Source organism: Stappia sp., assembly GCF_965276915.1.
Taxonomy (GTDB): domain Bacteria; phylum Pseudomonadota; class Alphaproteobacteria; order Rhizobiales; family Stappiaceae; genus Stappia.
Genome location: NZ_OZ255709.1, coordinates 2,769,274 through 2,782,222 on the forward strand (window position 1 = coordinate 2,769,274; position 12,949 = coordinate 2,782,222).

Consider the following 12,949-nt stretch of genomic DNA (forward strand, 5'->3'; position numbering starts at 1 on the left):
GCCTGTCTTTCGGGTTAACCTCCTGTCAGTGCGGGGTTTGGCACAACACTGCACGGCATGCCCTTCCCCTGGCCTGCCTCCGTCGACGAGAGAGCGCGCGTGATCATCCCCTGTATCCTGTCCGGCGGGTCCGGTTCGCGGCTTTGGCCGCTGTCGCGCTCGGCGCGGCCCAAGCAGTTCCTGCCGATCTTCGAGGGCGAGAGCCTGTTCCAGAAGACGCTCGGCCGGTTTCACGGCCGTGACTATGCGCCGCCCATCGTGATCACGAATGCCGAGCACCGGTTTCTTGTCGGCGAGCAGATGGAAGAGGTCGGCGCACCGCTGGCCGAGGCGACGATCGTGCTTGAGCCTGTCGGCCGCAACACTGCCGCCCCTGCCGCCATCGCCGCCCTTGTCGCGCAGGCGCGGGACAAGGACGCGCTGGTGCTGCTGGCCCCGTCCGATCACCTGGTGCGCGATGTTGACGCCTTTTCCCGCGCCGTCGATCTGGCGACCCCGGCCGCACGCGCCGGGAAGATCGTCACGTTCGGCATTCGCCCGTCCGAACCCAACACAGGCTACGGCTATATCCGCCTGGCAGGCGGCGGGGACGGCGGCGAGGCAGCCGTGCGCCCGGTCGAGGCTTTCGTCGAAAAACCGGACCTTGAGCGGGCCCGGGCCTTTGTCGAGGGCGGCGCGCATGTCTGGAATGCCGGCATCTTCCTGTTTTCCGCCGCCACGATGATTGCCGAGTTCGAGCGCCATGCGCCGGACGTGCTTGCCGCCGTGCGCGCGGCGCTTGGCGCCGCCGTCCGCGATCTGGATTTTCTCCGTCTCGACGCAGATCTGTTCACGGCCGTTCCGAACATTTCCATCGACTATGCGATCATGGAAAAATCCGACCGCATCGCCTGCGTGCCGACCGATCCGGGCTGGAGCGACCTGGGCTCCTGGTCGGCCGTCTGGGAGGCGCTGGACAAGGGCGAGGACGGCAACAGCGTTCTCGGCGAGGCGCGGTTCGTCAAGGCGCGCGACAATCTCGTGGTCAGCGATGCAGCGCTGGTCTCCGTCGTCGGCCTCGATCATGTGATGGTCGTCGCCACCAAGGATGCGGTGCTGGTGGCCGAGAAGGGCCATGCCCAGGACGTCAAGACGGTGGTCGAAGGGTTGCAGGCGGAAGGCCGGCGCGAGACGCGCGAGCATCGCCGTCTCCACCGGCCCTGGGGCTGGCGCGAGGAGATCGCCAAGGGTACGCGCTTCCAGGTGCAGGAGATCGAGATCAAGCCGGGCGAGAGCATGTCGCTGCAAAGCCATGTCAATCGCGCCGAGCACTGGGTGGTGGTATCCGGCACCCTGGCCATCGAGATCGACGGCGAGATGCGGCTGATGACGGAGAACCAGTCCGCCTATGTGCCGGTCGGCGCGCGTCACCGGCTTGCCAATCCGGGCCGTGTTCCCGCCCGCGTCATCGAGATCCAGTCGGGCGCCTATATAGGCGACGACGACATCGTGCGCTATTCGGACAGCGCCGCCCCTGTTTCGCCGGATTGAATGACGAGTTTTTGACAGTTGCGCGGGCGCCGTGGCGCCCGCTCGCCCAGACCTTGAGGACAATTCATGCTGCCAGTCCCCGTTGCCGAGCTGAAGCCGAACACCTACGCCTATGAGTCCCAGCCGATGGTCAAGGCCACCGGCTTTCGCGAGTACGACGCGCGCTGGCTGTTTGAAAAAGAAATCAACCTGATGGGGATCCAGGCGCTCGGCATGGGCATCGCCACCTTGATGCACGAGCGCGGCACCCGGCCCGATATCGTCGTTGCCCATGATTTCCGCGGCTATTCCGCTTCGATCAAGATGGCCCTGATCTCCGGCCTGATGGCCGGCGGCGTCCGTGTCCACGACATCGGCCTTGCCCTGTCGCCGATGGCCTATTTCGCCCAGTTTGCCCTCGACGTGCCGGCGGTGGCCATGGTCACCGCCTCGCATAACGACAATGGCTGGACCGGCGTGAAGATGGGCATCGACCGCCCCCTGACCTTCGGGCCGGACGAGATGGGCAGGCTCAAGGAGATCGTGCTGACCGCCTCGTTCCGGGAAGGGACGGGCGGCGGCTACCGCTTCGTCGAGGGGTTTCCGGAGCGCTACATCGCCGACCTGACCGAACGGCCGAAACTGTCGCGCCCGATTCGCGTCGTCGCCGCCTGCGGCAACGGCACCGCCGGTGCCTTCGCTCCGTGCGTGCTCGAGGCGATCGGCGCCGAGGTGATCCCGCTCGACTGCGAGCTCGACCACACGTTCCCGCGCTACAACCCCAATCCGGAGGACATGAAGATGCTTCATGCCCTGCGTGACAAGGTGCTGGAGACCGGTGCCGAGGTCGGCCTCGGCTTCGATGGCGACGGCGACCGCTGCGGCGTCGTCGATGACGAGGGCGAGGAGATCTTCGCCGACAAGGTCGGCGTCATGCTGGCCCGCGATCTGTCCGCCCTGCATCCCGGCGCCCGTTTTGTCGTCGACGTCAAGTCGACGGGGCTCTTCAACACCGATCCCGTGCTGCTGGGCAACGGCGCGGTCACCGAATACTGGAAGACCGGCCATTCCTACATGAAGCGGCGGGTCAACGAGATCGGCGCGCTGGTCGGCTTCGAGAAGTCGGGCCACTATTTCTTCAACGCGCCGATCGGCCGCGGTTATGACGACGGCCTTGTCTCGGCGCTGACCATCCTCGACATGCTCGACCGAAACCCGGACAAGACCATGGCCGACCTGCGCCGCGCCCTGCCCAAGACCTGGGGCTCGCCGACCATGTCGCCGCATTGCGCCGACGAGATCAAATACGAGGTCGTCGAGCGCGTCATTGCCCGGTTCAAGGCGATGCACGAAAAGGGCGAGACGCTCGCCGGCCATCCGATCACCGATCTGGTGACGGTGAACGGTGTCCGCGTCTCCTGCGAGGACGGCACCTGGGGACTGGTGCGGGCCTCCTCGAACAAGCCGGAACTTGTGGTCGTCATCGAGAGCCCGGCATCCGATGCCCGCCTGCGCGAGATGTTCAAGGCGGTCGATGCCATCCTGCGCGAGAACCCGGAAGTGGGCGCGTACAATCAGACCCTGTAGCGCCGACGGTTCGGCGCCAGCGCTTCGGCCGACAGTCCGGCGCTGTGGACATGAGGGGAGGAGCATCAGGTGACGCCAGGCTCGCAACACGCCTCGGCCGACCCGCGGGCGGGGCTCGCGGCGGCCCGCGACCGCCTGGCCGGGTGGCTGACGGGCGTGGCACTGCCCTTGTGGGCGCGGGCCGGGGTCGATGCGCCCAGCGGGCGGTTCGCCGAAAGCCTCGCCCTTGGCACGGCACGCCCGGGCGATGCCCCGGCGCGCCCGCGCGTGCCGCCAAGGCAGGTCTACGCGTTTATCGAGGGCGCGCGGCTCGGCTGGCAGGGCGATGCGGCCGGCATCGCGATGCGCGGTCTCGCCGCGTTCCAGGCTGACTTCCGCTGCACCGACGCCACCCTGCGCCTGCCGTCGCCGGAGGGCGAAGGCGGACCGCGATCCTTCGATCTTTACGACCAGGCCTTCGCGCTCTTCGCCTATGCGAATGCGGCCGCCCGCGTCGATGGCATGCGACAGCGCCTCTCGCGGGAAGCCGCCCGCCTGCGCGACGGTCTTTTTACCCGTCTTGCCCATCCCTCGGGCGGTTTCGAGGAGGACGCGCCGCGCCGCCTGCCGCTTCGGGCCAATCCGCACATGCATCTCTTCGAGGCGGCGCTCGCCTGGGAGGCCGTTTCCGATGATCCGCACTGGCGGGAAATGGCCGATGGCATCGGGGAACTGGCGCTCACCCGTTTCATCGATCCCGTGACAGGCGCCTTGCGGGAGTTTTTCGGCGGCGATTGGCAACCGGCCCCGGGCGAGGAGGGGCGCATCGTCGAGCCCGGCCACCAGTTCGAATGGTGCTGGCTCCTGACCATGTGGGGACGGGCTCGCGACCGTGCGGACGCGCTTTCCGCAGCCTCGCGTCTCTTCTCCATCGCCTCCGGCCACGGCATCTGCCCGGATCGGGGCGTCGCGATCATGCAGTTGCGGGACGATTTTTCCCCCCTCGACCCGCTCGCGCGCCTGTGGGCCCAGACCGAGTGGATGAAGGCCGCGCTGGTGATGATGGAGGAGGCGCGCGACGAGGAGACCCGCGCCGCCCGTGCCGGCGACGCCCTGAAGGCCGTGGCCGCGCTGGAGACCTATCTCGCCGTCGATCCGCCGGGCCTGTGGCGCGACAAGCTGCGCGCGGACGGCAGCTTCGTCGACGAGCCTGCACCGGCAAGCTCGCTCTACCACATCGTCTGCGCCATCTCCGAACTCGACCGGGTGGCAGGCGCAGCGGTGCCGTCCGAGGGCGCATGATGCGCCTTGAGCAAGGGACGTGCGGCCCGCCGGGTTCCATGCCCTGACTGTTGTCGCTCGGCCCGGCCCCGGGCACCCAGATTTCTTTTGACAGAGCCTGAATGGTGTTCAAAGCTCACTGACTGACCTGCCGTGCTATCTGCTTTTCTTGCAATGCTGGAATGGTTTCGGACGGAATTTGATCTCAGCGGGCCGGTTCTGATCCGGCGGCTTCTCTTCAGGGAGTTGGGGCCGGTTATGGGATTGTTTCAGGATATTCTTCGGTCGTTTGCGTCGACAACCTCCGAAAAGACAGCACTCCCTGACGAAGCCCGGCAAGTGCTTGCACATCGCGCCTGGCTGGATGCGTTGCCCAGCGATGCCGTCCGCAGGTCCGTCGTCGCCGCGCTGGCACGCGAGGCCGCGGCCGGATCGGCAAGCACCCCCTTCGAGAAGCGGCACCAGCGGGCCATTCAGCTGGGATTTGCACCTGTCCAGGCCAGGGTGCCGGCCGCCGTGGTGCGGCGCGATGCGTTCTTTACCGATCCCTGGTGGCATCGCTCGGAGGTCAGGAAACCGGCCATGCAAGCGGATCGCGACGCCGCTGATCCGAAAAAGCTTCGCCCGGACGGATCGCGGGTCCTGAGCGAGGAGCGCCACCCCATCGCCTTGCTCGACGGGCGGAGCGTCGTACATGTTCGGCGCGTCCTGCTGTCGCGGCAGAAGCGCCGGTTCAAGGAGTTCGCGCTGTTCGAAACGGATGCCAAGGGGGTGCTTGGCAAGCCGGTCACGATGGATGCCGTTGCATCCGTCCTGCCGCTGTTCGCGCTGGAGGCGGTCGACCCGAAGCGGACACCCGAAATCATCGTGACCGAGGGCGTCGTCGCGGCCGAGGCGCTGATCGGCCTGGGGTTCGCGGCGACAGGGACGCTGACCGGCGCCCTGCACACGCCCACACACCTTGCCCTGAAGCCTCTGGCCGCGTTCAAGACGATCTACCTTTGGCCGGACAATGACAGCATCGGCGTCCGGCACATGGAGCGCGTGGCACAGCGTCTGTCCGCGCTGGGGGGCAAGGACATACGCGTGGTCAAGTGGCGCGGCGGCCCGCGCAAGGGCGACGCGGCGGACTTTAACGAGGGAGAGGCCGGCGTTCGCGATCTGCTGTCTCGGGCCCAGGCCTGGAAGCCCGGGGGGAGGACGCGCAACCGTGGCCAGCTTGCGATTGAGACCCCGGTTTCTCAGACGAGCCTGCATCTGCCATTGGGCCTGAGGCCGCCGCACGTTTCCGTTGAGCCCTTTTCGCGCAAACCTTCGCCGGTCCCGCGATCGGGGTAGAGGCCGAAAAACCGGATGCCCAGCCACGACGCCAACCAGATCGCATAGGACAGGACCAATGCCCGAGAAGTTGACGTTGGAGGACATCGCGCGTCCCGACGGGGACGCGATCCCCGACGACCTGCTGAAGGGCATCCTGAACCTGTCGCCGGGAGGTGGCGCCACGATGCGGGCGAAAGCGCCCATCCGGGAAACGGCCTTCTACGACTTCGCCGCCTACCGGTCGCTTCTCGAGCCGCAACTGGTCCATTTCAGCACGCCCGACCCCGGAGTTTCGCGGGACGCACCGGTCGACATGGATCGCTGGGTCGATTTCGACGGGTTCGTGCGCCTGTTTCCGCAGGACTTTCTGCTGGTGCTGCAGTCGGAACACCTCTCGACCTCGATCCGCTTCGAGATCGACGGAGAATACGGTGTCATCTTCCTCACCGATCTGCGTGCCGAGAGCGAGGTGCAGGCCAGTTTCCGTCAGGCGGTCGCGCAATGCGCCGAGGCGTTTCGCGCCTCGATGGGGCTGGCACTGTTCGAGCTCTACCTGACGGCGAAAGCGCGGTTCCCCTTCGTCGACCGGGCCCGCCGCGTCGTGCGGAACTGGTTCACCAGCCGGCTGCGCGCACTGTCTGGCGCGGACAGCACCCTTCGCGTGGCGGATTTCGAGCATGTCCAGTCCGTTGCATTCTGGGCTCAGGGAATAGCCGCTGTTGTCGAGCAGATCGGCCCGTTCGCGCGGCTTGGCGCGGAACGGGAGGGAGAAGAGGCGCCGCTCTTCGGCGAAAGGCTGCCGACGGCCTACCCGTTTACGCCGTTTCGTCCCGGAAGCGTCAATTTCGGCTTTCAGACGATCTACCGCCAGACCTGGGTGCCGCTTGGGACACAGGCGGGGGATGTCGTGCGGACCTTGCCGCTCGGTCCCCGCCAGTCGGAGAAGATCGGCCTCAAGGTGGTGCAGACGCGGAAATCCGGCCGGCTCTCGGAAGCGACACGCGGCATCGAGACATCGACGGAAGCCTCGGCCTCGTCCAAGGACTCTCACGAGGTGGTGGCCGAGGCGTTCGGCCAGTTCGACTGGAACCTCAAGGCCAACATCGCCGGCCCGCTTGGCGAGGTGGCGACGGGAGGACTGAACGGCGAGGCGGGGGGCGAGGTTTCCAACAGTTCCCGCGACACCAAGACCTTTCTCAACGAGGCCGTCGGCAAGTCCGCAAGCAGGATCAGAGCCGAGACGAAGATCGTTGTCTCGACGGACAGGGAGGACAGCACGGAGCGCACGCACCACTCCGAAATCACCAATCCCAACGATGAGATCGCCGTCACCTATATCTACTCCCGCCTGCAGCGGCAGTACGAGATCCAGAGCTTCCTGAACGAGGTCAACGCGGTCGTCTATGTCGCCGAGCCGTTGCCCGCTCCCAAGGACATCACCGCCGACTGGATCCGCCGCCACGACTGGATCCTGGCGGCCGCGCTGAAGGACGAGTCCTTCCGTGCCGACCTTGAGACCATAAGAAGCTGGGAAGCGGCCGACGATGCCGGCGAGCCGATAGACCCGCGCATCGACCGGCTGATGGGGTCGCTGAGCGGGCAGGCGCCGGGCGATCGCGCGGGCATTCCAGATACTTACGCCAATATGCGCGGCACGATCCCCGATCTGTTCCAGAACATGCAGCAGGCCTATGAACGCGAGGTCGAGCGTGAACGGGCCCGGCGCGCGCAGCGCGAAACCCTCCTGCGCTCGGTGCGCCGCCTGCGCGCCCATGTCTACGACAACATCCTGCATTACTGCCGGGCGATCTGGTCGGCCGAGGACCCGGATTCGCGCATGATGCGGTTCCGCGAGATCCAGGTTCCCGTTCGCTGGGAGTTCGTCGCCACCGGGGCGCCGGGCAGCTACATGATCGACGGGGCGTTCGCGCCGGCCATCGAGGATTTTGCAAGCGACACACGTCCGCTTTCCGACCTGGCCGACCTTTCGGGGCCCATCGGCTTCAGCGGCAATTACAGCATCTACCGGCTGAAGTTCAGCGAGCAATGGGACCAGCTGATCGACATGATCAATCTGGCCCGCAGGCCCTATCTGCAGATCAGCGCGCGCATTCGCCCGGCGCAGCTGGACGATGCGGCGCACTGGGCCTGCCATGCGGTGGCGTCGCCCTCGCGCCAGGAGGAGCGTAATTTCCGCCTGGTCCATGCCGCGTCGCCGGTGCCGGCCTTCGCGGTCGAGGTCGAGCAGGCCGCCGGCGTCTTCGAACAGGTGGAGCTTGTCCCCTTCACGCCCGGAAGACCCGTCCAGTTCCAGGGCATCCGCTGCTGGATCGAGCCGAAGAGCCCGGCCGCGGTGCTGGCCGAAGGGCAGGTGTTCGAGGTCAGCATACGCCTGTTGCCGGTGCTGGAGGATCCGGAACTGCGCGCCCTGAAATGGAGTTCCGGCCCGCTGCGGGAGGACCAGGCGGCAAGCATCTTCACGCCCGAGGTCATCCGGACCTGCATGGCGCAGTTCGCCGACTGCTCCGCGATCGGCGACGGCCTTCCGGCGGACGAGATCACCTGGGAGAAATTGCCGGAACGCGCCCGCGACCTGCTGCGCAACCGGTATTTCGACTATCTCCTGCGCAACCTTCATACGCGTCGCATCCTGGTGGATTCGAACGATGTCGTTCTCACCCGCGAGGTCGACACGATGTCCTCGCTTGAGCCGTTCAAGGCCATGCACCGCTACATGGATGTCCTGTCGGCCTATGAGGACGTGCTCTCCAGGCGGCTGGAGAACGGACGCTACGCCGCGCGCCTTGCGGAAGGTCGTCTCGGGGACCCGGATATCGACCGGATGACCGTCATTGCCGGTGCGGATCGCCTCGCCGGTCTTGCGGCGCTCGACGATGCGCAGGACGGCGACGACGATGGCGGTCCCGCGACGCCTTCCCGTCCGTAGTCCCGTCCCATGGAAATGGTTCCCGGCTGTCCCGACGATCTTGAACTCGCGTCGGTCCTGTGCCGGCTGCGCACGCGGGGACCGGCCATTCTTGCCGCCCGCAAGGCTGTTCCGCTGAAACACCTGCGGCCTTTCACGCGGTCCGCTGACGACTGGACCGGTGTGGGTGGTGTCGCAAGGTCGGGGCTGCTCGCAACCGCCTATTCGGAGACGGATTTCGAGGTCGACCGGGCGGCCTTGCGCGATGCCCTGGAAGCGGCGGCCGGGCAATGCGGCGTGTCGGCCTTCGAGCGCATGCGCGCGGTTGCCGATGACCTCGGCGAACGCTACTTGCGGGGTCCGGCTGCCGCGTCCGAGATCGAGGATCTGACGCGTGCCATGCGCGACTGGCTGCCCTTCGTCTCGCGGGCGCGTTTTGTGCCGTTCTATGACGAGGTGTCCGCCCTGCCGGAACTGCCGCCTTATCGGTCGGTTGCCGAAGATGCGGTGGCAGGCCCGCCGGCCGTCGCCGGTCCGCAGTCGCACGACCTGCCTGCCGACCGCCACGAGCGAGACCTGGCCGAACGGGGCGACAAGGCGGGGCTTGTGTGGGCTGCGGTGGGCTATGTTCCCTGGCGCGGTCTCGAGGGAGGCGAGGCGCCTGCCGATCCCAGATGTCGCGTTCTGGAAGGGCGTGGAGCGACGAGCGACGAGGCCCTGCGGGAAGCGCTCTACCTCCGTCATCCCGTGCTTCTGATCGTCCAGCATCTTGGGCCCTGGCGGGAACGCACGCACCCGGCGCTGCCTGGAGCCCTTGTCGACACTCTCGGCCTGCCGGCCGGTCCCAGGGCGGCCGCCATGAGACGCATTGTCGGCCTGTGTATCGGCCAGTGCCGCGCCACCGCCTTCGAGCTGGAAGACGAACTCTCCGGGCAGGTGGACTGGTCGAAATTCCGGCCGCTCCTGGTCATGGCCGCCGACATCATCGCTGCGGAAGATGCGCCCGGCTCCGGTGTCCGGACCCTTCTCGGCGAGTTGATCACGGAGGCAAGCAGGAGCTGGACGGAAGCGGATACCTTCGCCGCACGGGCAACGGTGCTGGCCGTGGCGATCACGATTGCCTCGTTCGGCGTCGGCGGGCTGCTGGCGGGGATCGTGATTGGTATTGTCGATCTGGGCTTTCAGACCGCCGCGATTTCCGTGCACGAGGGCATGGTCGAGGGGCAGAATTTTGAGCGCGAGCAGTTCAATCGTCTTGCGATGGTCGATGCCTCCCTTCTCGTTGCAAGCGATCCGGAAACCGCGCGGCTCGGCTGGTGGCTCGGGGCGCTGTCGCTTGTCATGCTGCCGGTCGGCGTGGCCGGTCTTGCGCAGGGGGCCGCAGCAATCCGCCGCGGCCGGGCGCTCGGCGAATTGCGCGAGGCTTCCGTCAAGGCGCTGGAGGCGGCGCGCGCGGCCAGTCGCAGGTTGCCGTCCGGCGAGGTCGGCCTGACACGGTTCACCCTGGCGGGCGCCCCCCCGGTTCCGCCGACCCCTGCGCCAACCCGCGCAACAGCTCCCTCGCCAGTGGACGCGGTTGAAGCGCCCCGGCCGGTCGACCTTCCTCCTGCCGCACCCGAGGTCGCGGTGCAATCGCCGCCGGCGGCGGAAGCGGCGGCACCAAACGCCGCCTTCCAGGCCGACAGGAAGCGCCTGGAAGACTATGCCGCCGGCTTCGGCGGAATGGCGCCGCTGGAGGACGACCTCGCTCGCCGGATGGCCGTCAACCCGAACGCCTTTGCCCGCCTTCAGGGGGAGTGGAGGAAATTGGGGTTCATCCGCAAGAGCTACGATTTTCTCGATGAAGCGATCACGCGCGGTACGGCGCGTGCGGCGGGACGCGATCCCGATGCCGCCTTGGCGCGTGCGCGCGCCAGCCGGACCATGCGCCAGGCCCTCGACAGGACGACCGTACCCGCATCCCCCTTGACGACGGGGAGCCCGGCGGTGGTCCGGCCGCCGCGCGGGCGTCCGGCCGCGCTGGGCAGCCGGGAGACATTCATCGGGCCGGTCCGGCAGAAAACCTGGTCGCTTGCGCCCGAGCGATGGAAACGGGTCGTCATCGATCCGGAACATCCGCCGGACCTCGTGCCGAACGGCATCGTTCTCGAGTTTCCCAACGGCGAGCGTGTCTGGCGCACGGCGGGGGACGAGCCGGCCACGGTGATCGAGAGCGTGCTCGGCCCCTCGTCGAAGCGGAAGTATTTCGAGCGGGCCTATTTTCGCCGAGGCGAAATGGATCCGTCTTACGCCACGTCGCGCATGGAACTCGCCCACTCCCAGGGGCAGGGCACCGGTTTCGAAAGCTTCTACGCCATTGCCTATGCGCCCTCGGACGTCAATCAGATCCTGCAGAACCTCGGGATAGAGGAGTTCCTGCGCATTCTCCACGAGAACCAGTTGCGCGGAGTGACCTACAAGCTCGTCACGACGACGAGCCTGCATTCGCGCTCCCTGAGGTTGAAGCAGATCACTTACCGGGTCGAGGCCGTGTTTGGCGGGGAGAGCCGCACGGTGCTGACCACCGGCATCCGCGTGGAGGGAAGCGCCGAGAAACCTTTGGTCTCCCTGGCGGAGGATCTCACATATGTCGATCCCGAAGCGTTCAGCCATCTGCCCATGAACGATCTGCCTGTCGCGATCGCCGATCGCCGGCGCGAGATGTTCGTCCGCCTGGTCCAGAAGTGGGCGTCTTTCACCAAGTCAAAGACCGCCAAGGCGAAAGCCGCCAAGGGCGCCACGGCCGAATGAACGTTCGTCCGTGATGGAGGGGCGACAAGCACCTCTTTTGCCCGGCGCAGGGCGTCCCGCCGGCATCGCTCTTGCCGCCGCGCCCTGCCTGTGCGACACGGCAGGTTCCGACCCTGACCCGTTTCACCGATGGCAGCCGAAATGACCGCACCCCAGGCACTCACCGACCTGCGCCAGCGCCTTGACGACCGCACCGCCGTGATCGGCATCATCGGTCTCGGCTATGTCGGCCTTCCGCTTGCCCTGCGCTTTTCCGAACTGGGCCATGCGGTCATCGGTTTCGATGTCGACACGGCCAAGATCGCCGAACTCAACGCCGATCGCGGCTTCCGCCGCTATGTCGGCAAGACCCGCGAGGAGGTGCGTTTCGCCAGCGCCTTCGAGGCGACGGACGACTTTGCCCGTTCGGCCGGGTGCGACGCGCTGATCATCTGCGTGCCGACGCCGCTCGGCCGTTTTCATGATCCCGATATCGGCTACATCCTCGACGCGGCGCGGCGCATCCGCCCGCATCTGCGCGCCGGCCAGGTGGTGGCGCTGGAATCGACCACCTATCCCGGCACCACCGAGGACGACATGCTGCCGGAGATGGCGCGTGACGATCTTGTCGTCGGCGAGGACATCTTCGTCGTCTATTCGCCCGAGCGCGAGGACCCGGGCAATGCTAGCTTCGGCATTCGCCAGATCCCCAAGGTGGTGAGCGGCGTGACGCAGAACTGCCTTGCGGCGGCGCAGGCGCTCTATGGCGGGGCGGTCGACACGCTGGTGCCCGTCGCCTCGACCCGCGTCGCGGAAATGACCAAGCTGCTGGAGAACATCCACCGGGCGGTCAATATCGGCCTCGTCAACGAGATGAAGACGCTGGCCGACCGCATGGGCATCGATATTTTCGACGTGATCCGCGCCGCCGCCACCAAGCCCTTCGGCTTCACCGCCTTCTATCCCGGCCCCGGCGTCGGCGGTCACTGCATTCCGGTCGATCCGTTCTACCTGACCTGGAAGGCGCGCGAATACGGGCTGCACACCCGGTTCATCGAGCTCGCCGGCGAGATCAACCGCTATATGCCGGACTTCATCGTCGAGAAGCTGATGGACGCGCTCAACGGCCATCGCAAGGCGTTGAACGGGTCTCGCGTGCTGGTGCTCGGCGCTGCCTTCAAGAAGAACATCGACGACATTCGCGAGTCGCCCAGCCTGATGGTGATGGACGGCATCGCCAAACGGGGAGGGGTGCTCTCCTACGCCGATCCCTTCGTGCCGCGGCTGGTGCTTGCAGATGGTACGCGGCTTGAAAGCGTCGTCGCCGACGAGGCGACGGTCGCGGCCCAGGACGCGGTCATCATCGCGACCGACCACGACGCCTTCGACTACGAGATGATCGCCCGTGTCGCGCCGCTGATCGTCGACACGCGCGGCCGCTATCCGGCAAGCGACCCCAAGGTGACCCGCGCCTGAGGGTGGTTTGCCAAGGGTGAGCGGGAGGCCGAAGGCGTCTGCCGGCGCGGCTCTTGCGCGCCGGTGATTGTATTTTTCCCCCCGGTCGGCTAACCCACCGTT

At 66.9% G+C, this 12,949-nt stretch carries 7 protein-coding genes; all 7 read left to right on the forward strand.

What is annotated here, in order from left to right:
• Window positions 1-99 precede the first annotated feature (99 nt).
• The 7 genes from ACQY46_RS12830 to ACQY46_RS12860 all read left to right on the forward strand — a co-directional run bounded on the left by ACQY46_RS12830 (window position 100) and on the right by ACQY46_RS12860 (window position 12,847).
• Window positions 100-1,530: a mannose-1-phosphate guanylyltransferase/mannose-6-phosphate isomerase gene (locus tag ACQY46_RS12830; RefSeq protein WP_428696431.1), complete on the forward strand. Its 1,431-nt coding sequence runs from the start codon at window positions 100-102 to the stop codon at window positions 1,528-1,530.
• A 66-nt stretch (window positions 1,531-1,596) separates the two neighbouring features.
• On the forward strand, window positions 1,597-3,096 hold the full coding sequence (locus ACQY46_RS12835; protein WP_428696432.1) for a phosphomannomutase/phosphoglucomutase: 1,500 nt from the start codon (window positions 1,597-1,599) through the stop codon (window positions 3,094-3,096).
• A 69-nt stretch (window positions 3,097-3,165) separates the two neighbouring features.
• Window positions 3,166-4,377, forward strand: coding sequence for an AGE family epimerase/isomerase (locus ACQY46_RS12840; RefSeq protein ID WP_428696433.1), 1,212 nt, complete (start codon window positions 3,166-3,168; stop codon window positions 4,375-4,377).
• Between the two features lie 237 nt (window positions 4,378-4,614).
• Entirely contained in the window at window positions 4,615-5,694 is a 1,080-nt protein-coding gene (locus tag ACQY46_RS12845; RefSeq protein ID WP_428696434.1) for a toprim domain-containing protein, read from the forward strand.
• A gap of 58 nt (window positions 5,695-5,752) precedes the next feature.
• A complete protein-coding gene (locus tag ACQY46_RS12850) occupies window positions 5,753-8,623 on the forward strand; it encodes a hypothetical protein (protein WP_428696435.1) in 2,871 nt (956 codons plus the stop codon).
• 9 nt (window positions 8,624-8,632) lie between these two features.
• A complete protein-coding gene (locus ACQY46_RS12855) occupies window positions 8,633-11,392 on the forward strand; it encodes a polymorphic toxin type 4 domain-containing protein (RefSeq protein WP_428696436.1) in 2,760 nt (919 codons plus the stop codon).
• Between the two features lie 141 nt (window positions 11,393-11,533).
• On the forward strand, window positions 11,534-12,847 hold the full coding sequence (locus ACQY46_RS12860; protein WP_428696437.1) for a nucleotide sugar dehydrogenase: 1,314 nt from the start codon (window positions 11,534-11,536) through the stop codon (window positions 12,845-12,847).
• Window positions 12,848-12,949: the final 102 nt, after the last annotated feature.